This is a genomic window from Streptomyces sp. NPDC058637 (assembly GCF_042717325.1).
Lineage (GTDB): Bacteria > Actinomycetota > Actinomycetes > Streptomycetales > Streptomycetaceae > Streptomyces.
Window position 1 is genome coordinate 75,464 of sequence record NZ_JBHXRD010000005.1, and the last position, 23,547, is coordinate 99,010.

The 23,547-nt window shown below is 68.6% G+C and carries 19 protein-coding genes and 4 tRNA genes; 17 read left to right on the forward strand and 6 right to left on the reverse strand.

Annotation, left to right across the window (positions count from 1 at the left end; translation table 11 throughout):
• Positions 1 to 62 precede the first annotated feature (62 nt).
• Complete coding sequence (locus ACFWVP_RS06510) at positions 63 to 551, reverse strand: YajQ family cyclic di-GMP-binding protein (RefSeq protein WP_056796691.1); 489 nt, start codon at positions 549 to 551, stop codon at positions 63 to 65.
• A 166-nt stretch (positions 552 to 717) separates the two neighbouring features.
• On the opposite strand from ACFWVP_RS06510, the gene ACFWVP_RS06515 reads away from it, so the two are divergent.
• A tRNA-Tyr gene (locus tag ACFWVP_RS06515) sits at positions 718 to 799 on the forward strand.
• A gap of 558 nt (positions 800 to 1,357) precedes the next feature.
• On the opposite strand, the gene ACFWVP_RS06520 is transcribed toward ACFWVP_RS06515, so the two are convergent.
• Entirely contained in the window at positions 1,358 to 2,014 is a 657-nt protein-coding gene (locus ACFWVP_RS06520; protein ID WP_384494115.1) for an SDR family oxidoreductase, read from the reverse strand.
• Between the two features lie 34 nt (positions 2,015 to 2,048).
• Positions 2,049 to 3,311 (reverse strand): hydrolase, encoded by a 1,263-nt coding sequence (locus ACFWVP_RS06525; protein ID WP_384494117.1) that lies wholly within the window; start codon positions 3,309 to 3,311, stop codon positions 2,049 to 2,051.
• 310 nt (positions 3,312 to 3,621) lie between these two features.
• Between ACFWVP_RS06525 and ACFWVP_RS06530 the strand changes: the two genes are divergently transcribed.
• From ACFWVP_RS06530 to ACFWVP_RS06555, 6 genes are all read left to right on the forward strand, one after another.
• A tRNA-Thr gene (locus tag ACFWVP_RS06530) sits at positions 3,622 to 3,694 on the forward strand.
• A gap of 45 nt (positions 3,695 to 3,739) precedes the next feature.
• Positions 3,740 to 3,812 (forward strand) — tRNA-Met (locus ACFWVP_RS06535).
• A gap of 88 nt (positions 3,813 to 3,900) precedes the next feature.
• Entirely contained in the window at positions 3,901 to 4,065 is a 165-nt protein-coding gene (gene rpmG / locus ACFWVP_RS06540; RefSeq protein WP_003956487.1) for a 50S ribosomal protein L33, read from the forward strand.
• A 114-nt stretch (positions 4,066 to 4,179) separates the two neighbouring features.
• Positions 4,180 to 4,635, forward strand: coding sequence for a MaoC family dehydratase N-terminal domain-containing protein (locus ACFWVP_RS06545; RefSeq protein ID WP_384494119.1), 456 nt, complete (start codon positions 4,180 to 4,182; stop codon positions 4,633 to 4,635).
• Positions 4,632 to 5,060 (forward strand): MaoC family dehydratase, encoded by a 429-nt coding sequence (locus ACFWVP_RS06550; protein WP_384494120.1) that lies wholly within the window; start codon positions 4,632 to 4,634, stop codon positions 5,058 to 5,060. The genes ACFWVP_RS06545 and ACFWVP_RS06550 overlap by 4 nt, the downstream gene beginning before the upstream one ends.
• A 173-nt stretch (positions 5,061 to 5,233) precedes the next feature.
• Positions 5,234 to 6,289: a UDP-N-acetylmuramate dehydrogenase gene (locus ACFWVP_RS06555; RefSeq protein WP_384494121.1), complete on the forward strand. Its 1,056-nt coding sequence runs from the start codon at positions 5,234 to 5,236 to the stop codon at positions 6,287 to 6,289.
• A 48-nt stretch (positions 6,290 to 6,337) separates the two neighbouring features.
• Here ACFWVP_RS06555 and ACFWVP_RS06560 read toward each other — a convergent pair whose 3' ends face one another.
• Together ACFWVP_RS06560 and ACFWVP_RS06565 are read right to left on the reverse strand one after the other, a co-directional pair.
• On the reverse strand, positions 6,338 to 7,351 hold the full coding sequence (locus ACFWVP_RS06560; protein ID WP_384494123.1) for an adenosine deaminase: 1,014 nt from the start codon (positions 7,349 to 7,351) through the stop codon (positions 6,338 to 6,340).
• A 123-nt stretch (positions 7,352 to 7,474) separates the two neighbouring features.
• A complete protein-coding gene (locus ACFWVP_RS06565; RefSeq protein WP_384494125.1) occupies positions 7,475 to 8,701 on the reverse strand; it encodes a pyridoxal phosphate-dependent aminotransferase in 1,227 nt (408 codons plus the stop codon).
• A gap of 214 nt (positions 8,702 to 8,915) precedes the next feature.
• Between ACFWVP_RS06565 and ACFWVP_RS06570 the strand changes: the two genes are divergently transcribed.
• From ACFWVP_RS06570 to ACFWVP_RS06615, 10 genes are all read left to right on the forward strand, one after another.
• Positions 8,916 to 8,988, forward strand: a tRNA-Trp gene (locus ACFWVP_RS06570).
• 106 nt (positions 8,989 to 9,094) lie between these two features.
• The gene (gene secE, locus ACFWVP_RS06575) at positions 9,095 to 9,382 is read left to right on the forward strand and encodes a preprotein translocase subunit SecE (protein ID WP_384494127.1); all 288 of its coding nucleotides are present in this window, start codon (positions 9,095 to 9,097) and stop codon (positions 9,380 to 9,382) included.
• 74 nt (positions 9,383 to 9,456) lie between these two features.
• Positions 9,457 to 10,368, forward strand: coding sequence for a transcription termination/antitermination protein NusG (gene nusG, locus ACFWVP_RS06580; protein ID WP_384494128.1), 912 nt, complete (start codon positions 9,457 to 9,459; stop codon positions 10,366 to 10,368).
• A gap of 176 nt (positions 10,369 to 10,544) precedes the next feature.
• Entirely contained in the window at positions 10,545 to 10,979 is a 435-nt protein-coding gene (rplK, locus tag ACFWVP_RS06585; RefSeq protein ID WP_384494130.1) for a 50S ribosomal protein L11, read from the forward strand.
• 81 nt (positions 10,980 to 11,060) lie between these two features.
• Entirely contained in the window at positions 11,061 to 11,783 is a 723-nt protein-coding gene (gene rplA / locus ACFWVP_RS06590; RefSeq protein ID WP_056796660.1) for a 50S ribosomal protein L1, read from the forward strand.
• Between the two features lie 119 nt (positions 11,784 to 11,902).
• Entirely contained in the window at positions 11,903 to 12,820 is a 918-nt protein-coding gene (locus ACFWVP_RS06595) for a hypothetical protein (RefSeq protein ID WP_384494131.1), read from the forward strand.
• A gap of 295 nt (positions 12,821 to 13,115) precedes the next feature.
• Complete coding sequence (gene rplJ, locus ACFWVP_RS06600) at positions 13,116 to 13,679, forward strand: 50S ribosomal protein L10 (protein WP_384494133.1); 564 nt, start codon at positions 13,116 to 13,118, stop codon at positions 13,677 to 13,679.
• 86 nt (positions 13,680 to 13,765) lie between these two features.
• Entirely contained in the window at positions 13,766 to 14,149 is a 384-nt protein-coding gene (gene rplL / locus ACFWVP_RS06605; RefSeq protein ID WP_384494135.1) for a 50S ribosomal protein L7/L12, read from the forward strand.
• A 599-nt stretch (positions 14,150 to 14,748) separates the two neighbouring features.
• A complete protein-coding gene (rpoB, locus tag ACFWVP_RS06610) occupies positions 14,749 to 18,234 on the forward strand; it encodes a DNA-directed RNA polymerase subunit beta (RefSeq protein ID WP_384494137.1) in 3,486 nt (1,161 codons plus the stop codon).
• A 128-nt stretch (positions 18,235 to 18,362) separates the two neighbouring features.
• Positions 18,363 to 22,262, forward strand: coding sequence for a DNA-directed RNA polymerase subunit beta' (locus ACFWVP_RS06615; RefSeq protein WP_384494139.1), 3,900 nt, complete (start codon positions 18,363 to 18,365; stop codon positions 22,260 to 22,262).
• Positions 22,263 to 22,342: 80 nt separating this feature from the next.
• Here ACFWVP_RS06615 and ACFWVP_RS06620 read toward each other — a convergent pair whose 3' ends face one another.
• Positions 22,343 to 23,497, reverse strand: a complete 1,155-nt coding sequence (locus ACFWVP_RS06620; RefSeq protein WP_384494140.1) for a M48 family metalloprotease — start codon at positions 23,495 to 23,497, stop codon at positions 22,343 to 22,345.
• Positions 23,498 to 23,547: the final 50 nt, after the last annotated feature.

Consider the following 23,547-nt stretch of genomic DNA (forward strand, 5'->3'; position numbering starts at 1 on the left):
GGGTGCGCCCGACCGGCACACCCCACCCCGCCCGAGAACCGCCGCACACAGCGGCGAACCGTCTACCGGTAGTTGGCGAACTGCACCGCGAAGTCCAGGTCCTTGCCCTTGATCAGCGCCTGCACGGTCTGCAGGTCGTCCCGGCTCTTCGAGCTGACCCGCAGCTCGTCGCCCTGGACCAGAGCCTTGACACCCTTCGGGCCCTCATCGCGGATGATCTTCGCCACCTTCTTGGCGTTCTCCTGGGAGATGCCCTCCTCGATCGTGGCGAAGATCTTGTACTCCTTGCCGGACAGCTGCGGCTCGCCCGCGTCCAGCGACTTCAGGGAGATCCCGCGCTTGATCAGCTTGGACTGGAAGATGTCGAGGATCGCCTTGACCCGCTCCTCGCCGTTCGCCTCCATCAGGATCTTCTCGCCGGACCACGAGATCGAGGCACCCGTGCCCTTGAAGTCGTAACGCTGGGAGATCTCCTTGGCGGCCTGGTTGAGGGCGTTGTCGACCTCCTGCCGCTCGACCTTCGAGACGATGTCGAAACTGGAGTCGGCCATGACGTGTGGCTCCTTGCGTCGTATGCGTTGGGGTACGCCGCAAAGCCTAGCCACCCCCGCCCGCGCCGAGCACTGATCAATCAGGTGGCGTAGCACCCCCGGCCATCAGGTATCGTTTACGTCGTCGCCAAGGAGCCCGGAAGCCGAGCTTCGACGCGTCGTTCAAGGCGGTGTGCCCGAGTGGCCAAAGGGAGCAGACTGTAAATCTGCCGGCTCAGCCTACCCAGGTTCGAACCCTGGCGCCGCCACAGGACGGGAAACCCCGTCCGATCTGCTAAGCGCAGGTCGGGCGGGGTTTCTGCATGTGTGCACGTGTGACCGCGGACGTGCCGATCGCCCCTCGTACCCAGACGTTGGCCCACCCGGATCCCACCCTGATCAGGGTGTCCCCCAGCCGTCCCCCCGGGGAGACGCTGCCCGGGCTCGTTCCGTTCACGCGGCGCCGCGTCGATCCGGACGGTTCGCGCGCCCTGCTGAGCCAGCAGGGAACCCCGGCGTGGCGAAGATCATAAGGGCGGCGACCCGGCCTTCTGAAGCCCGCCGCGGCTCGTACGGAACAGTCGGCCGTCCGGCGCCACTGCCGTGCGTGGCGAGGTGCGTGCGCCTCCCGGTCGGCGGTGCGACTGACGGGCTGTCAACCTACGCAACAGCGAACGCTTATGGAGTCCGAGGACTCCGTCGCGAATCCGCCGGCTCGGGCCCACCCGGGTTCGCACCCTGGCGCCCCACACGGACGAGGCCCCTGACCGGTACGTCCGGTCAGGGGCCTTCTCGTTTCCGGGGGCCGGAAGGCGCCCCGCCGGAGGTCAGTTCCCGGCCACGTCCCTCACCGCGACCGCCACGGGCACGCTTCCCGAGATCAGTTCCAGGGTCAGGCCCGCCGTCGCCGGGGTGTCCAGCAGCTCCAGCAGGACCGCCGCCACGTCGTCGCGCGGGACGGGCCCGCGGCCCGTCGAGGCCTGGAGCAGGACCTGACCGGTGCCGGCGTCGTTCGTCAGCATGCCGGGACGCACGACCGTCCACGCCAGGGCCGTCCGGGAGCGTACGTACGCGTCGGCTTCGCCCTTGGCACGCAGATACGCGTCGAAGACCTCGTTGCCCGGGTGTTCCGGGTCGGCGCCCATCGAGGAGACGACGATGTACCGGCGTACGCCCGCCTGTTCCGCCGCGTCCGCGAACAGCACGGCCGCGCCGCGGTCCACCGTGTCCTTGCGTTCCGTACCGCTGTTCGGGCCGGCACCGGCGGCGAAGACCGCCGCGTCCGCGCCGCGCAGCGCCTCGGCGGCCTCTTCCACGGAGGCCGATTCGAGATCGAGGACGAGGGGTTCGGCGCCTGCGGCCCGGAGATCCTCGCCCTGCTGCGGGTCGCGGATGATGCCGACCGCCTCGTCGCCGCGGGCGGCGAGCAGCCGCTCCAGCCGCTGTGCGATCTGACCATGTCCACCTGCAATGACAATGCGCATGCCTCCGACGGTACGCCGGAGCGCGCGCCCGCGCTCAAGGGCCGCTGCCCGGGCCGGAATCGGCGCGTCCCTGGCGGGGAAGGTCCAGGGCGGCCACGGCCTCGGAGTCGCAGTACTCGCGTACGGCGCTGGTCCGCGCGACCACCCGCCCCAGGTGCACCACGATCCTGCTGTACGCGAGGGAGAGCACCCCGGAGAGCCCGTCGCCGCGTACGGCGAGGAGCTCGGCGGGGAAACCGGCCTCGACACGTACCTCGGGCAGGCCCATGACGGCCCGCGCGGTGGTGGAGACGGCGTCGTAGGCGTGCCCGGGTGCGATCCCGCTCCGGGAGGCCAGGAGGTACGCGGCTTCCAGGGGGTCGCCGCGGCCCACGGGGTTGGAGGTGTCGCGCAGGGCCCCGCCGCCCGCCGCGACGCGCACCCCGGCGGCCCGCAGGAGCCCTACCGGAGCGTTGCCGCGGAGGCGTGCGCCGGAGCAGCCGCCCTGGGGGAGGCAGATCACCGTCACGGCCGCGGCGGCGAGCTGGTCGGCGGCACGGGCGGCGGCGTCGCCGGGAAGCCGGGAGAGACCCGCACAGGGGCCCAGGGAGACGCGGGGGCGGAGTCCGCCGGCCATGGCGGCCAGCCGGGCCAGCCGGGCGGGGGCGTCACCGTCCGTGTGGAGGTCGACGGAGCGGCCGTGCTCGGCGCCGAGGCCCAGCACCGTCTCCGCGTAGCCGGACGGGTCGGGGTCGAGGTCCGGACAGCCGCCGATGACGTCCGCGCCCATGTCCAGGGCGTCCCGGAGCACGGCGAGACCCTCGGCCCCCGCCACACCGGTGAGCAGCCGGGGCGCGGCGACGGTGGTGACGTCGGTGAGCCCGCGCAGGGAGCGGCGCGCCCCGAGGACGGCTTCGAGCGAGGTGAGGCCCTGTACGTCTCCGACGCGTACGTGGGCGCGCAGGGCGGTGGCCCCGTGGCTGAGCTGGAGGAGGGCGGCTTCGGTCGCGCGCCGGCGGACGTCCTCGGGCCGCTGGGACGCGGGCCCGCCGGTGGAGGCGGTGAGTGCCGTGTCGCCGTGCGCGTGGGGTTCGGTGGGTGCGGGGAGCAGCAGATAGCCGCGCAGGTCCAGGCGGGTGCCGCGGGTGCCGAGGCTGCCCGCGGTGCCGACCGCCTCGATGCGCGGGCCGTCGATCCGTACGTCGACCGTGCGTCCGTCGGCGAGCCGGGCCCCGCTGAGCAGGAGCGGGCCCGTGCCTTCGCCGGCGTCCGGGCCGGCCGCGCCGTTGTCGGGCCGCCGCGGCCGGTCGTCGGGCATCGCGCTCCTGGAAGGGGGTGCAAGATCACGTCACGTTGAGTGCGCCGAGCCTATGGGCGGGCCCGGTGCCCCCGGCGCAGCAGCGGAATAGTCGTACGAATGTGGCCTCCCGGGGCGTGCGGGGAAGGCGGGGCCGAGGGTGCTGGTGCGGGGGTTGTGCGATGGTCCGGAGAGGCGGCGTACGCGCTGATCAAGGGCCTGATCAGGGGGTCGTGGCCGAGGTCCGGGGGGAGGCCGGTGAAGGGCCCGGGAGGGGCCGCGGAAACGGATTTGGGCGACGGCGACAGAGCGTGTAATGTCTTCCTCGCTCGCCCCAATAGCTCAGTCGGTAGAGCGTCTCCATGGTAAGGAGAAGGTCTGCGGTTCGATTCCGCATTGGGGCTCTGGTGATCGGGTAACCCCGCTTCGGCGGGGAAGCTCGTCATCAAAGCGGTGTAGCTCAGTCGGTAGAGCAAGCGGCTCATAATCGCTGTGTCACCGGTTCAAGTCCGGTCACCGCTACTAACGGTAGCCGATTGTGGGGTCGGTCCTTCGATCGGCTACTCTTTTTTGCGTTCATCCGTCCATCGTCCGTCCAAGGAGCACTCACGTGGCTGCCACCGACGTCCGCCCGAAGATCACGCTGGCCTGCGTGGAGTGCAAGGAGCGGAACTACATCACCAAGAAGAACCGGCGTAACAACCCGGACCGTCTTGAGATGAAGAAGCACTGCCCGCGCTGCAACTCGCACACTGCGCACCGCGAAACGCGCTGAAAACAGGCTCGTACACGAGGCCGTCCCCACTGGGGGCGGCCTCGTGTCGTTTATCTTGATGGCTCGGGCCGTCCCTCGCCCTATTTCGACTTTTCATCAGGAGGTAGCGGGCTCATGGCGCTCGACCAGTCCTTCGTGGGGCGGACCTATCCGCCCACTCCGGCGTACGAGGTCGGCCGGGAGAAGATCCGGGAGTTCGCGGAGGCGGTGGGTGACACCCATCCCGCCTATGTGGATCCGGAGGCCGCCAAGGCTCTGGGGCACTCGGACGTGATCGCTCCGCCCACGTTCGTCTTCTCGATCACATTCAAGGCAGCAGGTCAGGTGATCCAGGACCCGCAGCTGGGCCTGGACTACAGCCGTGTGGTGCACGGCGACCAGAAGTTCGCGTACACGCGTCCGGTGCGCGCGGGGGACCGGCTGACGGTCACCTCGACGATCGAGGCGGTCAAGACGATGGCCGGCAACGACATCCTGGACATCCGCGGCGAGGTGCACGACGAGTCGGGCGAACACGTCGTGACCGCGTGGACGAAGCTGGTGGCGCGTGCCGCCGAGGAGGCGTCATGACGGCGAGTGTGGAGTACGGGGCGGTCGAGGTCGGCACGGAGCTGCCCGCGCGGTCGTTCCCGGTGACCCGGGCGACGCTGGTGCGGTACGCCGGCGCCTCGGGTGACTTCAACCCCATTCACTGGAACGAGAAGTTCGCACGTGAGGTCGGGCTGCCTGATGTGATCGCCCACGGCATGTTCACCATGGCCGAGGCCGTCAGGGTGGTCACGGACTGGGCCGGTGACCCGGGTGCGGTCGTCGAGTACGGCGTGCGGTTCACCAAGCCGGTCGTCGTGCCGAACGACGACACGGGTGCGGTGGTCGAGGTCAGCGGCAAGGTCGCCGCGAAGCTGGACGACAACCTGGTGCGGGTGGACCTGACGGCGACGAGCGACGGCAAGAAGGTGCTGGGCATGTCCCGCGCCGTGGTCCGGCTGGCCTGAGGTACGGAGCCGCTGGCCGGTCCCGGTCGCCGAGGGTGCCTCGCGGGCCGGTCCCGGCCGCTCTCCCCGGTGCCGGCCGGCGGCCAGGTCGCTGCCGCCGCCGGATCCCCGCGCATGTGCACGGTCCGTGGCCCCGCCCGAGCGGCGGGGCCGCGGACCGTACTCTTGTCCCCGTGCTGGAACTCCACGACGCCCCCCTCGCCCCCCTGACCACCTTCCGGCTCGGCGGCCCCGCCGCCCGCCTCCTGACGGCCACCACCGACGCCGAGGTGATCGCCGCCGTGCGGGAGGCCGACGCGAGCGGCACCCCGCTCCTGATCATCGGCGGCGGCTCCAACCTGGTCATCGGGGACAAGGGCTTCGACGGAACAGCCCTGCGCATCGCCACCGAGGGCTTCGAGCTCTCCGGTACGACGCTGGAACTGGCGGCCGGCGAGCCGTGGAGCGAGGCCGTGGCCCGTACGGTCGAGGCGGGCCTGGCAGGCATCGAGTGCCTCGCCGGAATTCCCGGATCGGCGGGGGCGACCCCCATCCAGAACGTCGGTGCGTACGGCCAGGAGGTGTCCTCCGTCATCACCGAGGTCGTCGCCTACGACCGGCGCTCCGGCGAGACGGTCACCATCCCGAACGACGCGTGCGCCTTCTCGTACCGGCACAGCCGCTTCAAGGCGGAGCCCGACCGGTTCGTGGTGCTCCGCGTCCGCTTCGGGCTGGAGGACGCGGGCGGGCTGTCCGCACCGCTGCGCTACCCCGAGACGGCCCGCTCCATGGGCGTCGGACAGGGCGACCGCGTCCCTCTCGCCGCCGCCCGCGAGACCGTCCTGCGGCTGAGGGCCGGCAAGGGCATGGTGCTCGACCCGGAGGACCACGACACCTGGTCGGCGGGGTCCTTCTTCACCAACCCGATCCTCGACGACGCGGAGCACACCGCCTTCCTCGCCCGTGTCAGGGACCGCCTCGGCGAGGACACCGCACCCCCGGCCTTCCCCGCCGGAGAGGGCCGCACGAAGACGTCCGCCGCCTGGCTCATCGACAGGGCGGGCTTCACCAAGGGGTACGGCACGGGCCCGGCCCGCATCTCCACCAAGCACACGCTCGCCCTGACCAACCGCGGCGGAGCGACCACCGAGGACCTGCTGGCCCTGGCCCGCGAGGTCGTCGACGGCGTCCACGCGGCCTTCGGCGTCACCCTCGTCAACGAACCGGTGACGGTCGGCGTCAGCCTCTGACGGCACAGCGGGTGGGGCAGCGGCACAGCAGGCGTACCGAGTCGCTCCTCAGCCCGCGAGCCACGCGTCGATGCCGCCCAGCAGCCTCTCCCGCACGTCGACGGGCGCCACCGACCCCCGCACGGACTGCCGCGCCAGCTCGGCCAGCTCCTCGTCGGTGAACGCGTGATGGCGCCGTACGAGGTCGTACTGGGCGGCCAGCCGCGAGCCGAAGAGCAGCGGGTCGTCCGCTCCGAGCGCCATCGGGACCCCCGCGTCGAACAGAGTGCGCAGGGGTACGTCGGCGGGCTTCTCGTAGACGCCGAGCGCCACGTTGGACGCGGGGCAGACCTCGCAGGTCACCCCCCGCTCCGCGAGCTTGCGCAGCAGCCTCGGGTCCTCCGCCGCCCGTACGCCGTGCCCGATCCGGCCCGCGCCCAGGTCGTCCAGGCAGTCCCGGACACTGGAGGGGCCGGCGAGCTCGCCGCCGTGCGGGGCCGCGAACAGGCCGCCCTCGCGGGCGATGGCGAAGGCCCGGTCGAAGTCGCGGGCCATGCCGCGGCGCTCGTCGTTGGACAGCCCGAAGCCCACCACCCCGCGGTCCGCGTACCGCACGGCCAGCCGGGCCAGCGTCCGGGCGTCCAGCGGGTGCTTCATCCGGTTCGCCGCGATCACGACCCGCATCCCGAGCCCGGTCTCGCGCGCCGCTCTGTCCACGGCGTCCAGGATGATCTCGATGGCCGGGATCAGCCCGCCGAGCAGCGGGGCGTACGAGGTGGGGTCGACCTGGATCTCCAGCCACCCGGAGCCGTCCGCGACGTCCTCCATGGCGGTCTCGCGCACGAGCCGCTGGATGTCCTCCGGCGAGCGGAGGCAGGACCGGGCGATGTCGTAGAGGCGCTGGAAGCGGAACCAGCCGCGTTCGTCGGTGGCCCGCAGCTGGGGCGGCTCGCCGCCGGTCAGCGCCTCGGGCAGCCGGACCCCGTACTTGTCCGCGAGTTCCAGCAGGGTCGTGGGCCGCATCGACCCGGTGAAGTGCAGGTGCAGGTGGGCCTTGGGCAACAGCCGTACGTCACGCTCCATTGAAGGATCTTGCCGCATGCGGGGCGTGTCGCGGTAGCCGGTTCTCCTCCTGAGTTACCTCTCGAACAAAGAAATGGCCCCCGGCCGGAGCCGGGGGCCAACCTGCTCACGTGAGTGGGCTGATCAGTCGCGGGCCTCGCCCAGCAGCTTCTGGAGCCGCGAGACGCCCTCGGCGAGGTCCTCGTCGCCCAGGGCGTAGGACAGCCGCAGATAGCCGGGGGTACCGAAGGCCTCACCGGGGACGACGGCGACCTCGGCCTCGTCGAGGATGAGGGCGGCGAGCTCGACGGAGGTGGCCGGGCGCTTGCCGCGGATCTCCTTGCCGAGCAGCTCCTTCACCGACGGGTACGCGTAGAACGCGCCCTCGGGCTCGGGGCAGAACACGCCGTCGATCTCGTTGAGCATCCGCACGATCGTCCTGCGCCGGCGGTCGAAGGCCGTGCGCATCTCGGCGACCGCGTCCAGCGGGCCGGAGACGGCTGCCAGCGCGGCGACCTGCGCGACGTTGCTGACGTTGGAGGTGGCGTGCGACTGGAGGTTCGTCGCGGCCTTCACGATGTCCTTGGGGCCGACGATCCAGCCCACCCGCCAGCCGGTCATCGCGTAGGTCTTGGCGACACCGTTGACCACGATGCACCTGTCGCGCAGCTCGGGCACGATCGCCGGCAGCGAGGTGAACTCGGCGTCCCCGTAGACCAGGTGCTCGTAGATCTCGTCGGTCAGCACCCACAGGCCGTGCTCGACGGCCCAGCGGCCGATCGCCTCGGTGTCGGCCCGGTCGTAGACGGCGCCGGTCGGGTTGGACGGCGAGACGAACAGGACGACCTTGGTGCGCTCGGTGCGCGCCGCCTCCAGCTGCTCGACGGACACCCGGTACCCGGTGGTCTCGTCGGCCACCACCTCGACCGGCACACCGCCGGCGAGACGGATGGACTCCGGGTAGGTGGTCCAGTACGGCGCCGGGACGATGACCTCGTCGCCCGGGTCGAGGACCGCGGCGAAGGCCTCGTAGATGGCCTGCTTGCCGCCGTTGGTCACCAGGACCTGGGACGGCTCGACCTCGTAACCGGAGTCGCGCAGCGTCTTCTCTGCGATGGCGGCCTTGAGCTCGGGGAGCCCGCCCGCGGGGGTGTAGCGGTGGTACTTCGGGTTGGAGCAGGCCTCGATCGCGGCGTCGACGATGTAACCGGGGGTCGGGAAGTCGGGCTCGCCGGCACCGAAACCGATCACCGGGCGCCCGGCGGCCTTGAGGGCCTTTGCCTTGGCGTCGACGGCGAGGGTGGCGGACTCGGAGATCGCACCGATGCGGGCCGAAACCCGGCGCTCGGACGGAGAAGTTGCAGCGCTCATGGCCCCCATGCTCGCAGACACGAAATGCCGACGGCACAGGGGTTTCAGGGACCGGACAGCACTCGGACAGGATCCGGACAGGACCGGTCGGTAGTTGTCTGTTCGACGCGGCGCCGCTGAGCACGTACACTCACCTGTCGTTGGCCTTCATCAGCCACACCGTTTTCGCACCCGGCCCACCGGGGAGGATGCGGTAGGTTGGTGGAAACCACAAAGGGTCGTAGCTCAATTGGTAGAGCACTGGTCTCCAAAACCAGCGGTTGGGGGTTCAAGTCCCTCCGGCCCTGCTACACACTCCTTCGCCAGGATGTGTGCGCATGTACGTACTTCAATGCACCGCCGTGCGGCTCCACCGGGCGCGGCACGGCCACGACCCGGAATCAGGTGAGTAGCGTGACGGACGCCGTGGGCTCCATCGACATGCCTGATGCCGAGGACGAAGCCCCCGAGTCGGAGAAGAAGTCTCGGAAGGGCGGCAAGCGCGGCAAGAAGGGCCCTCTGGGCCGTCTCGCGCTGTTCTACCGCCAGATCGTCGCCGAGCTCCGCAAGGTCGTATGGCCGACGCGCAGCCAGCTGTCGACGTACACGGCCGTGGTGATCGTCTTCGTTGTAGTCATGATCGGTCTCGTCACCGTGATCGACTTCGGATTTGCGCGGGTCATCAAGTACGTCTTCGGCTGATCCCCGCGGAGGGCGCCTCATCGGCGCCTCTTTCGCATGTTCCACCCATTTGTATCCAGGAAGAAGCAGCCATCGTGTCTGACCCGAACCTGAACGACGACGCCGAGCCCACGGCGAGCGCCGTCGAGTCCGCCGAGGACGAGCTCGACATCGTCGAGGCGGCGGACGCCGTGGCCCCGGACCAGGTCGAAGCTGCTGACGAAGCCGCGGGCGAGCCCGCCGAGCAGGACGCCGTGCACGTCGAGTCCGACGAGGAGGCGGAGGCCGAGGAGGCCGCCGAATCCGACGAGGCCGCCGAGGACGAGGACGTCGAGGACGCCTCCGAGGGCGACGAGTCCGACGCGGAAGAGGCCGAGCCGGCCGCCCCCGTCGACGCCGTCACCGCCCTGCGCGAGGAACTGCGCGGACTTCCCGGCGAGTGGTACGTCATCCACACGTACGCCGGTTACGAGAAGCGTGTGAAGGCCAACCTGGAGCAGCGCGCCGTCTCGCTCAACGTCGAGGACTTCATCTACCAGGCCGAGGTGCCCGAGGAAGAGATCGTCCAGATCAAGAACGGTGAGCGCAAGAACGTCCGTCAGAACAAGCTCCCGGGATACGTCCTGGTGCGCATGGACCTGACGAACGAGTCCTGGGGTGTCGTGCGCAACACGCCCGGCGTCACCGGCTTCGTGGGCAACGCCTACGACCCGTACCCGCTGACCCTGGACGAGATCGTCAAGATGCTCGCCCCCGAGGCCGAGGAGAAGGCGGCCCGCGAGGCTGCCGAGGCCGAGGGCAAGCCGGCTCCGGCCCGCAAGGTCGAGGTCCAGGTGCTGGACTTCGAGGTGGGCGACTCGGTCACCGTCACCGACGGCCCGTTCGCGACGCTGCAGGCGACGATCAACGAGATCAACGCCGACTCGAAGAAGGTCAAGGGCCTCGTCGAGATCTTCGGTCGCGAGACTCCGGTCGAGCTCAGCTTCGACCAGATCCAGAAGAACTAGCGCTTTCCGCCGACTTCTGGACACATGCTTACCGAGCAGGTCAGACAGGCTTCGCAGCCGGTCTGACCTGCTCGGTTTTTGGTCGCGCAGCTATACCCGTTATCGTTGCGCGGTATGCCTCCATCCGGATGACCGGAATGGCGGCGAAACACTCTCACTAGGACCCGGAGAGAGCAATGCCTCCCAAGAAGAAGAAGATCACGGGGCTCATCAAGCTCCAGATCAACGCCGGTGCGGCCAACCCGGCGCCGCCGGTCGGCCCCGCGCTGGGCCAGCACGGCGTCAACATCATGGAGTTCTGCAAGGCCTACAACGCCGCGACCGAGTCGCAGCGTGGCATGGTCGTGCCGGTGGAGATCACGGTCTACGACGACCGCTCCTTCACCTTCATCACGAAGACTCCGCCGGCCGCCAAGCTGATCCTCAAGGCCGCGGGCGTGGAGAAGGGCTCCGGCGAGCCGCACAAGACCAAGGTCGCCAAGCTCACGGCTGCCCAGGTCCGCGACATCGCCACGACGAAGCTCCCCGACCTGAACGCCAACGACCTCGACGCCGCGTCGAAGATCATCGCTGGCACCGCCCGTTCCATGGGCATCACGGTCGAAGGCTGAGTCAGCCCCTCAAGCCCCAAGTGGTAGGACCAAGCGCTGGTCCGCACCACGACTCCACACTCTGAACCCACAGGAGTAGAAGTGAAGCGCAGCAAGAACCTCCGCGCTGCGGACGCGAAGATCGACCGGGAGCGCCAGTACGCCCCGCTCGAGGCCGTCCGTATCGCCAAGGACACCGCCTCCACGAAGTTCGACAGCACCGTCGAGGTCGCTTTCGCGCTGGGTGTGGACCCGCGCAAGGCCGACCAGATGGTCCGTGGCACCGTGAACCTCCCGCACGGCACCGGCAAGACCGCCCGGGTCCTGGTCTTCGCGACCGGTGACCGTGCTGCGGCCGCGGAAGCCGCGGGCGCCGACATCGTCGGCGCCGACGAGCTCATCGACGAGGTGGCGAAGGGCCGTCTGGACTTCGACGCCGTCGTCGCCACCCCGGACCTCATGGGCAAGGTCGGCCGCCTGGGCCGCGTGCTCGGTCCGCGTGGTCTGATGCCGAACCCGAAGACCGGCACCGTCACCCCCGATGTCGTCAAGGCTGTCAACGACATCAAGGGCGGCAAGATCGAGTTCCGCGTCGACAAGCACTCGAACCTGCACTTCATCATCGGCAAGACGTCGTTCGATGACACCAAGCTGGTCGAGAACTACGGTGCGGCGCTGGAGGAGATCCTCCGTCTGAAGCCGTCCGCCGCCAAGGGCCGCTTCATCAAGAAGGCGACCATGAGCACGACGATGGGCCCCGGCATCCCGCTGGACTCCAACCGCGTGCGCAACCTCCTCGTCGAGGAGGACCCGGCCTCCGTCTGAGCCCCCGTGCTCACCCGGTAGCCGTTTCACGGCATGTGACGGGCCCCGCAACCTTTCGAGGTGCGGGGCCCGTCCTCGTATCCGTAGAAGGAATCAGTGAGCAAGGGGTGGAGTGCTACATGACGATCAATACGGTGCGGCGTGCGGGGTTCTCGCTGGCCGCGGCAGCGGCGCTGATATCGGTGACGGCCTGCAGTGGCCCGGACGGCTCCGCGAAGTCCCCGGGGGCGGACGGCGGGCGCGAAGCCGGCGGTGCGGTGAACACGCAGGCCGTCGCCGCCCTGCGCCTGGTGCAGAAGGAGACCGGCGATGCCGACTCGGCCAAGGTCGAGGGCACCACGGTGATGGGCAGCAGCATGTCCATGGAGCAGTCCGGTGTCCTCGCCTGGACGGACGGGATCACCGGTGAGCTGGAGATCACGTACACCGGAGGCACCATGGGGGACGCCCTGAAGCAGGCGGGCGGCGACGGCACGATGCAGGCCCGCTACCTGAAGGACGAGTACTACGCCAACATGGGCGAGGCCTTCGCGGCGAACGTGGGCGGCAAGCACTGGATCCGCTACGGCTACGCGGACCTGGCCGAGCTGGCCGGCGCCTCCGGCGAGGTCATGAAGGAGCAGATGCGGAACAGCACCCCGCAGCAGGGGGTGAACGCGCTGCTGGCCTCCGGCGACGTCAAGGAGGTCGGCCAGGAGGACGTACGCGGTGTCGCCACGACGCACTACTCCGGCACGGTCGACGTGGCGGAGCTGACCGCGGAGAGCTCGTCGCTGGACGCGACGCAGCTCGCCGCCTTCAAGAAGCAGCTCGAACAGCTCGGCATCACGACCGAGACGGTCGACATCTGGGTCGACAAGGACAACCTGCTGGTGAAGAAGACCGAGCGGGGCGAGACGAAGACCGGCGAGCTCAATTCGACGGTCTTCTACAGCGACTACGGCACGGACGTCGCGGTGGAGAAGCCCGCGGCCGGTGACACGGTCGACTTCAAGGACATCCTGAAGCAGCAGGGCAGCACCGCGGGCGCCTCCTGACCCCTGGGCGGCCTCGTCCCAAACCTCCCGCACCGGTCGAACCGGGACGGATTTGCTCGGCGCGGCCCCGGTCGCGTACTCTCCACAGGAAGCCAAAGACCGCTGGTCGTTACCGCGCTCTCGCAAGAGGGACGGTGACCGAAGGATCCGTCGAGAACGGACGACCTGCGCAGGTGACCGTGGAAAGCTCCCGGATTCGTTCGGTCGAGCTACGCCCTGGCGCCTGCGCCGGGGCGTTTCGTCTTTCCCGGCCCCTTCTGAGCGGTCCTCATCACCCGGAAGGAGGCCGACGCTCATGGCAAGGCCCGACAAGGCTGCCGCGGTAGCCGAGCTGACGGACCAGTTCCGCAGCTCGAACGCCGCTGTGCTGACCGAGTACCGGGGTCTCACCGTGGCGCAGCTCAAGACGCTGCGTCGCTCGCTCGGTGAGAACGCCCAGTACGCCGTGGTGAAGAACACGCTGACCAAGATTGCGGCCAACGAGGCCGGGATCGACACGCTGGACGACCTGTTCGCAGGTCCGACGGCGGTTGCCTTCATCACCGGTGACCCGGTGGAGTCGGCGAAGGGTCTTCGTGACTTCGCCAAGGACAACCCCAACCTCATCATCAAGGGCGGTGTCCTTGACGGTAAGGCGCTGTCCGCCGATGAGATCAAGAAGCTCGCGGACCTCGAGTCCCGCGAGGTTCTGCTCGCCAAGCTGGCCGGTGCCATGAAGGGCAAGCAGACTCAGACTGCGCAGCTCTTCCAGGCTCTGCCGTCGAAGTTCGTCCGCACCGCGGAAGCGCTTCGCGCCAAGAGGGCCGAGCAGGGCGGTGCCGGTACGCCGGCTCCCGCCGACGCCGAGGTGGCGGAGTAACACTCCGCCCCACCGGCTCGAAGCGGGCCCGTACGCCCGCCTACATATACATCCGGCACCTGCCGAATTAGTGGAAGGACGCCATCATGGCGAAGCTCAGCCAGGAAGACCTGCTCGCCCAGTTCGAGGAGCTCACCCTCATCGAGCTCTCCGAGTTCGTTAAGGCGTTCGAGGAGAAGTTCGACGTCACCGCCGCCGCGGCCGTCGCCGTCGCCGGTCCCGCCGCCGGTGGCCCCGCCGCCGAGGCCGAGGCCGAGCAGGACGAGTTCGACGTCATCCTCACGGGTGCCGGCGAGAAGAAGATCCAGGTCATCAAGGTCGTGCGTGAGCTGACCTCGCTGGGTCTCAAGGAGGCCAAGGACCTCGTGGACGGCGCCCCGAAGCCCGTCCTCGAGAAGGTCGCCAAGGAGGCCGCCGAGAAGGCCGCCGAGTCCCTCAAGGCCGCCGGCGCCTCCGTCGAGGTCAAGTGACCCTGCGAGTCATCTGACTCCTCAGGACCGTTCCTGCCGCGAGGCGGGGATGTCACATCGCGAAGGGCGATCACCCATCCGGGTGGTCGCCCTTTGGCGTGCCCCGAGACGCTGCCTTGATCTTCCGGCGGTGACGAGTAGGGTGATCTTCGCCGTGCGTCTCCCAGGGGGCGTCAACGGGCGTCCTGGGGGCCCAGGTGAAGATCGCCGGGGATCCGTCCCGGCCTCGGGGCCTTGACGAACCGCACGCGGCGCGCAATTCTCAGGACGCGTCTTCATCTCGATCCGCATCCGAGGCATGGATCGAGAACGAAGCGGGCAGTAAAGAAGAGCGCACACCGCGCGAGGGCTATTCATGGGTGTTGAGAACAGCTGTTGAGAGCAACGTGGGTCTCTGAGAACCCCGACTGGACATCAGTGTGCCGCTTGGCTACACTGACCCTTTGCGCTGCCTGTTAGCTGCCTCCTGCCCGTCACCAGGGGCATGCCCACGCCTAGCACCGATGACCGACTTTCCCTGATCTTGGGATTTCTGTCTCTGTGTGCGGCTTGGGGCCGGTACGCGCGTAGTGAGTCCGAGCCCTCGGAAGGACCCCCTCTTGGCCGCCTCGCGCAACGCCTCGACCTCGAATACGAACAACGGTGCCAGCACCGCCCCGCTGCGCATCTCTTTTGCAAAGATCAGGGAGCCCCTCGAGGTTCCGAACCTCCTCGCGCTGCAGACCGAGAGCTTTGACTGGCTCCTCGGCAACGCCGCCTGGAAGGGTCGCGTCGAGGCTGCTCTGGACAGCGGACAAGACGTCCCCACCAAGTCCGGCCTGGAAGAGATCTTCGAGGAGATCTCGCCGATCGAGGACTTCTCCGGGTCGATGTCGCTCACGTTCCGCGACCACCGGTTCGAGCCCCCGAAGAACTCCATCGACGAGTGCAAGGAGCGCGACTTCACGTTCGCCGCGCCGCTCTTCGTCACGGCCGAGTTCACCAACAACGAGACCGGCGAGATCAAGTCCCAGACGGTCTTCATGGGCGATTTCCCGCTCATGACCAACAAGGGCACCTTCGTCATCAACGGCACCGAGCGTGTCGTCGTGTCGCAGCTGGTCCGCTCGCCGGGTGTCTACTTCGACTCCTCCATCGACAAGACGTCCGACAAGGACATCTTCTCCGCCAAGATCATCCCGTCCCGGGGTGCCTGGCTGGAGATGGAGATCGACAAGCGCGACATGGTCGGTGTCCGCATCGACCGCAAGCGCAAGCAGTCCGTCACCGTCCTCCTGAAGGCTCTCGGCTGGACCACCGAGCAGATCCTGGAGGAGTTCGGCGAGTACGAGTCCATGCGCGCCACCCTGGAGAAGGACCACACCCAGGGCCAGGACGACGCGCTGCTCGACATCTACCGCAAGCTGCGTCCCGGCGAGCCGCCGACGCGCGAGGCCGCTCAGACGCTGCTCGAGAACCTCTACTTCAACCCGAAGCGCTACGACCTCGCGAAGGTCGGCCGCTACAAGGTGAACAAGAAGCTCGGCGCGGACGAGCCGCTCGACGCCGGTGTCCTCACCAGCGACGACATCATCGCGACCATCAAGTACCTGGTGAAGCTGCACGCCGGTGAGCTCGAGACCGTCGGCGAGTCCGGCCGGACGATCGTCGTCGAGACCGACGACATCGACCACTTCGGCAACCGTCGTCTGCGTAACGTCGGCGAGCTCATCCAGAACCAGGTCCGTACGGGTCTCGCCCGTATGGAGCGCGTCGTGCGTGAGCGCATGACGACCCAGGACGTCGAGGCGATCACGCCGCAGACCCTGATCAACATCCGGCCCGTCGTCGCCTCCATCAAGGAGTTCTTCGGCACCAGCCAGCTGTCGCAGTTCATGGACCAGAACAACCCGCTCTCGGGTCTCACCCACAAGCGCCGCCTGTCGGCTCTTGGCCCGGGTGGTCTCTCCCGTGAGCGGGCCGGCTTCGAGGTCCGTGACGTGCACCCGTCCCACTACGGACGCATGTGCCCGATCGAGACCCCTGAAGGCCCGAACATCGGCCTGATCGGCTCGCTCGCCTCGTACGGCCGTGTCAACGCGTTCGGCTTCATCGAGACGCCGTACCGCAAGGTCGTCGACGGCCGGGTCACCGACGACGTCGACTACATCACCGCCGACGAGGAAGACCGCTTCGTGATCGCCCAGGCGAACGCGACGCTCTCCGAGGACATGCGGTTCACCGAGCCCCGCGTCCTGGTCCGCCGTCGTGGCGGAGAGGTCGACTACATCCCGGGCGACGACGTCGACTACATGGACGTCTCGCCGCGCCAGATGGTGTCCGTCGCCACCGCGATGATCCCCTTCCTGGAGCACGACGACGCCAACCGTGCCCTCATGGGCGCGAACATGATGCGTCAGGCGGTGCCGCTCATCAAGTCCGAGGCGCCGCTCGTCGGCACCGGCATGGAGTACCGCTGCGCCACCGACGCCGGTGACGTCCTGAAGGCCGAGAAGGACGGTGTGGTCCAGGAGGTCTCCGCGGACTACATCACCGTCACCAACGACGACGGCACGTACACCACGTACCGCATCGCCAAGTTCTCGCGCTCCAACCAGGGCACCTCGGTGAACCAGAAGGTCGTCGTCTCCGAGGGCGACCGGGTCATCGAGGGCCAGGTCCTCGCCGACGGGCCGGCCACCGAGAACGGTGAGATGGCGCTCGGCAAGAACCTGCTCGTGGCGTTCATGCCGTGGGAGGGTCACAACTACGAGGACGCGATCATCCTGTCGCAGCGCCTCGTGCAGGACGACGTCCTCTCCTCGATCCACATCGAGGAGCACGAGGTCGACGCCCGTGACACCAAGCTCGGCCCGGAGGAGATCACCCGGGACATCCCGAACGTCTCCGAAGAGGTCCTCGCCGACCTCGACGAGCGCGGCATCATCCGTATCGGTGCCGAGGTCGTCGCCGGCGACATCCTCGTCGGCAAGGTCACGCCCAAGGGTGAGACCGAGCTGACCCCGGAGGAGCGTCTGCTCCGTGCGATCTTCGGTGAGAAGGCGCGCGAGGTGCGCGACACCTCGCTGAAGGTCCCGCACGGTGAGATCGGCAAGGTCATCGGCGTCCGCGTCTTCGACCGCGAAGAGGGCGACGAGCTGCCGCCGGGCGTGAACCAGCTGGTCCGCGTCTACGTCGCGCAGAAGCGCAAGATCACCGATGGTGACAAGCTCGCCGGCCGTCACGGCAACAAGGGCGTCATCTCCAAGATCCTGCCGATCGAGGACATGCCGTTCCTGGAGGACGGCACCCCGGTCGACATCATCCTCAACCCGCTGGGTGTCCCGTCCCGAATGAACCCGGGACAGGTCCTGGAGATCCACCTCGGCTGGCTCGCCAGCCGCGGCTGGGACGTCTCCGGCCTCGGTGACGAGTGGGCCAAGCGCCTGCAGGCCATCGGTGCCGACAAGGTCGCCCCCGGCACCAACGTCGCCACGCCCGTCTTCGACGGTGCGCGCGAGGACGAGATCACCGGCCTCTTCGAGGCCACGATCCCGAACCGCGACGGCAACCGGCTGGTCCAGCCCTCGGGCAAGGCCAACCTGTTCGACGGCCGCTCCGGCGAGCCGTTCCCCGAGCCGGTCTCGGTCGGCTACATGTACATCCTCAAGCTGCACCACCTGGTCGACGACAAGCTCCACGCCCGTTCGACCGGACCGTACTCCATGATCACGCAGCAGCCGCTGGGTGGTAAGGCACAGTTCGGTGGGCAGCGATTCGGTGAGATGGAGGTGTGGGCCCTTGAGGCTTACGGCGCCGCATACGCCCTCCAGGAACTGCTGACGATCAAGTCCGACGACGTGACCGGCCGCGTGAAGGTCTACGAGGCGATCGTCAAGGGCGAGAACATCCCCGAGCCCGGCATTCCCGAGTCCTTCAAGGTGCTCATCAAGGAAATGCAGTCGCTCTGCCTCAACGTGGAGGTGCTGTCCTCGGACGGTATGTCCATCGAGATGCGTGACACGGACGAGGACGTCTTCCGCGCGGCGGAGGAGCTCGGTATCGACCTGTCCCGGCGCGAGCCGAGCAGCGTCGAAGAGGTCTGACGGGTTGGCCGGCCGGATCCTCGTGATCCGGCCGGCTCTCCCCGGACCCGTTCAGACCATTGCTGAAGTGCCCCGATTCTCGCGTGAAGCGAGGGGGCTCGAACCCCCGAAAGAGGGATTGACGACAAGTGCTCGACGTCAACTTCTTCGACGAGCTGCGGATCGGCCTTGCCACCGCGGACGACATCCGGACCTGGTCCCACGGCGAAGTGAAGAAGCCTGAGACCATCAACTACCGCACGCTCAAGCCCGAGAAGGACGGACTCTTCTGCGAGAAGATCTTCGGTCCGACCCGGGACTGGGAGTGCTACTGCGGCAAGTACAAGCGTGTCCGCTTCAAGGGCATCATCTGTGAGCGCTGTGGCGTGGAGGTCACGCGCGCCAAGGTGCGCCGTGAGCGCATGGGCCACATCGAGCTTGCCGCTCCCGTCACCCACATCTGGTACTTCAAGGGCGTCCCGTCGCGCCTGGGCTACCTGCTGGACCTCGCGCCGAAGGACCTCGAAAAGGTCATCTACTTCGCCGCGTACATGATCACGTTCGTCGACGAGGAGCGCCGCACGCGCGACCTCCCGTCGCTGGAGGCCCACGTCTCCGTCGAGCGCCAGCAGGTCGAGAACCGTCGCGACTCGGACCTCGAGAACCGCGCCAAGAAGCTCGAGACCGACCTGGCCGAGCTCGAGGCCGAGGGTGCCAAGGCCGACGTGCGCCGCAAGGTGCGCGAAGGTGCCGAGCGTGAGATGAAGCAGCTGCGCGACCGTGCGCAGCGCGAGATCGACCGTCTCGACGAGGTGTGGAGCCGCTTCAAGAACCTCAAGGTCCAGGACCTCGAGGGCGACGAGCTGCTCTACCGCGAGCTGCGTGACCGCTTCGGCACGTACTTCGACGGCTGCATGGGCGCCGCTGCCCTGCAGAAGCGCCTGGAGTCCTTCGACCTCGACGAGGAGGCCGAGCGCCTCCGCGAGATCATCCGTACCGGCAAGGGCCAGAAGAAGACCCGCGCGCTCAAGCGCCTCAAGGTCGTCTCGGCGTTCCTGCAGACCAGCAACAAGCCCAAGGGCATGGTGCTCGACTGCGTGCCGGTCATCCCGCCGGACCTGCGTCCGATGGTGCAGCTGGACGGTGGCCGCTTCGCGACCTCCGACCTGAACGACCTGTACCGCCGTGTGATCAACCGCAACAACCGCCTCAAGCGTCTCCTTGACCTCGGTGCCCCCGAGATCATCGTGAACAACGAGAAGCGGATGCTGCAGGAGGCCGTCGACGCGCTGTTCGACAACGGCCGCCGCGGTCGCCCGGTCACCGGTCCCGGTAACCGTCCCCTGAAGTCCCTCAGCGACATGCTGAAGGGCAAGCAGGGCCGTTTCCGTCAGAACCTCCTCGGCAAGCGCGTGGACTACTCCGCGCGTTCCGTGATCGTCGTCGGTCCGCAGCTCAAGCTGCACCAGTGCGGTCTGCCGAAGGCGATGGCGCTGGAGCTCTTCAAGCCGTTCGTGATGAAGCGCCTGGTGGACCTGAACCACGCGCAGAACATCAAGTCGGCCAAGCGCATGGTCGAGCGTGGCCGCACCGTCGTGTACGACGTCCTCGAAGAGGTCATCGCCGAGCACCCGGTGCTGCTGAACCGCGCGCCCACCCTGCACCGCCTCGGCATCCAGGCCTTCGAGCCCCAGCTGGTCGAGGGCAAGGCCATCCAGATCCACCCGCTCGTCTGCACCGCGTTCAACGCGGACTTCGACGGTGACCAGATGGCCGTGCACCTTCCGCTCTCCGCGGAGGCGCAGGCCGAGGCCCGCATCCTGATGCTGTCCTCGAACAACATCCTGAAGCCGGCCGACGGTCGTCCCGTCACCATGCCGACCCAGGACATGGTGCTGGGCCTGTTCTTCCTCACCACGGACGAGGAGGAGCGCAAGGTCATCGGTCAGGGCCGGGCGTTCGGTTCCACGGCCGAGGCGACCATGGCCTTCGACGCCCGCGAGCTCTCGCTCCAGGCACAGGTGGACATCCGCTTCCCGGTGGGCACCATGCCCCCGCGTGGCTGGGTGCCGCCGGTCGCCGAGGAGGGCGAGCCCGAGTACCAGCCGGGTGACACCTTCCGGCTGCGTACGAGCCTGGGCCGCGCGCTCTTCAACGAGCTGCTGCCCGAGGACTACCCGTTCGTCGACTACTCGGTGGGCAAGAAGCAGCTCTCCGAGATCGTCAACGACCTGGCCGAGCGTTACCCCAAGGTCATCGTGGCGGCGACGCTCGACAACCTGAAGGCCGCGGGCTTCCACTGGGCGACCCGTTCCGGGGTCACCGTCTCTGTCGCCGACATCGTCGTACCCGAGGCCAAGAAGGCCATCGTCAAGGGCTACGAGGAGCAGGACGAGAAGGTCCAGAAGCAGTACGAGCGCGGTCTGATCACCAAGGACGAGCGCACGCAGGAGCTCATCGCGATCTGGACCAAGGCGACCAACGAGGTTGCCGAGGCGATGAACGCGAACTTCCCGAAGACGAACCCCATCTTCATGATGGTCGACTCGGGTGCCCGAGGAAACATGATGCAGATGCGTCAGATCGCGGGTATGCGTGGTCTGGTGTCGAACGCCAAGAACGAGACGATTCCCCGTCCCATCAAGGCGTCCTTCCGTGAGGGCCTCACCGTTCTGGAGTACTTCATCTCCACGCACGGTGCCCGTAAGGGTCTGGCGGACACCGCCCTGCGTACCGCCGACTCGGGTTACCTGACCCGTCGTCTGGTGGACGTCTCGCAGGACGTCATCATCCGCGAGGAGGACTGCGGCACCGACCGCGGCCTCAAGCTGAAGATCGCGGTCAAGGGTGCCGACGGTGTCCTTCGCAAGACGGACGACGTCGAGACCTCGGTGTACGCCCGCATGCTGGCCGAGGACGTCGTCGTCGACGGCAAGGTCATCGCGCCTGCCAACGTCGACCTCGGTGACGTCCTGATCGACGCCCTGGTGGGCGCCGGCGTCGAGGAGGTCAAGACCCGCTCGGTCCTGACCTGTGAGTCCGCGGTCGGCACCTGTGCCTTCTGCTACGGACGTTCGCTCGCCACCGGCAAGCTGGTCGACATCGGTGAGGCGGTCGGCATCATCGCCGCCCAGTCCATCGGTGAGCCCGGTACCCAGCTGACGATGCGTACCTTCCACACCGGTGGTGTGGCCGGTGACGACATCACGCAGGGTCTGCCGCGTGTCGTCGAGCTCTTCGAGGCGCGTACCCCCAAGGGTGTCGCCCCGATCTCGGAGGCCAAGGGCCGGGTCCGGATCGAGGAGACCGAGAAGACCAAGAAGCTCGTCGTCACTCCGGACGACGGCAGCGAGGAGACGCCGTTCCCGATCTCCAAGCGTGCCCGTCTGCTGGTCGGCGAGGGTGACGCGGTCGAGGTGGGCCAGAAGCTCACCGTCGGTGCCACGAACCCGCACGACGTGCTGCGGATCCTCGGTCAGCGCGCGGTCCAGGTCCACCTGGTCGGCGAAGTCCAGAAGGTCTACAACTCGCAGGGCGTGTCGATCCACGACAAGCACATCGAGATCATCATCCGGCAGATGCTGCGCCGGGTGACGATCATCGAGTCCGGCGACGCGGAGCTGCTGCCGGGCGAGCTCGTCGAGCGGTCGAAGTTCGAGGTCGAGAACCGTCGTGTGGTCACCGAGGGCGGTCACCCCGCCTCCGGCCGTCCGCAGCTGATGGGTATCACCAAGGCCTCGCTCGCCACCGAGTCGTGGCTGTCGGCGGCGTCCTTCCAGGAGACGACCAGGGTCCTGACCGACGCGGCGATCAACGCCAAGTCGGACTCCCTGATCGGCCTCAAGGAGAACGTCATCATCGGTAAGCTCATCCCGGCCGGTACGGGTCTGTCCCGCTACCGCAACATCCGGGTCGAGCCGACCGAGGAGGCCAAGGCCGCGATGTACTCGGCCGTCGGCTACGACGACATCGACTACTCGCCGTTCGGCACGGGCTCCGGCCAGGCCGTTCCGCTGGAGGACTACGACTACGGTCCGTACAACCAGTAAGCGAGTCGCTTGACACGACCGAAGGGCGGTCACCCCGTTGCGTACGGGGTGGCCGCCCTTCGGCGTGCCCGGTGCCTGTGTCACCGGGGCGGACGGTCCTCCAGGTAGGGCCGGAGGTGCTGCAGCCGGTCCGCGTAGCCGGGGTGCGAGGACAGCAGCTTGGTGAGGCCGCCGGTACGGGCGGCCCGGGGGCCCGCGGCCGCCTCCTCGTGCGCCCGCATGGTGTGCAGGACCCCGGCGAGGGGGTGGGCGAAGCCCAGGCCTGCCGCGAGTGCGTCGGCCCGGAGCTCGGACCTCCTGTTGACCAGGGCCAGCAGGTACGGAGCGACCGCCATCGGCAGGACGACCATCCAGGCCGCCGCGACGAAGGCCAGCAGCCCGCAGCCGAACAGCAGGACCAGGACTCCTGTCGCCGGCAGCGAGATGACGCGTGCCACGCGCAGCGCGAGCCGCGACATCGCGCGTATCGCCCGCCAGGTCAGCTCGGCCGGTTGTGCGTACCAGTGGCCCAGCAGCGAGGCCCAGGCATGCCCGCCCGTGTGGTGGCCGAGTTCGTGCGCGAGCGTGGCGGCCAGCTGCCCGCCCGGCAGGTGGTTCAGGGAGAAGGTGGTGACGCCGACGATGTGGCCGGCCGCGGCGTACGCGTTGATGCCGTCGTTCTCCTCGATCCACAGCTCGTACCGCTGATGATCGACGCCCGCCCGTGCCGTGACCTCCCGCCACACCGGCTCCAGCCGGGCCCGTTCGGCGGCGGTCGGAACGCGCAGCCGCAGCAGCCTGCGGGCGAGGAAGCCCTCGGTGGGCCGGTGGAAGACCAGGGCGCCGCTGAGCACCCAGAGGGTGACGGGAAGCCAGGCGGCCGACCCGAAGAACGCAGACGCGAAGCCGGTCACGACGGCGAGGCTGCAGAGGAACGCGGGCACCTGGACGAGGAGCCGGCTCAGGGCGGTGGCGTCCGCGCCCCGCTGGCGAGCGGTCAGATGGACACGCCGCTGCTCGAAGTCCATCTCGTGCGGGTGGTGCCCGGGCCGCCCCGGAACCGGAGCAGGCGCGGGGCCGAGCGCCTCGGGGTACGCCGGAGGCGGCGGAGGGAACGGGACGTGGGGGTACGGGGGTGCGAGGTCGGTGGGTGTGCCGGGGTACGCGGGTGCGGTGTCCGCGGTCGTGCCGGGGTACGTGGGCGGGGGGCCGGGGTATTCCGGCGGTGGGGCGTCATGGCCGGGCGGGTGGGTCATCGGACTGGCTCCTCGGGGTGGGGCGGCGCGTGCACGGGTCCTGTGGACGG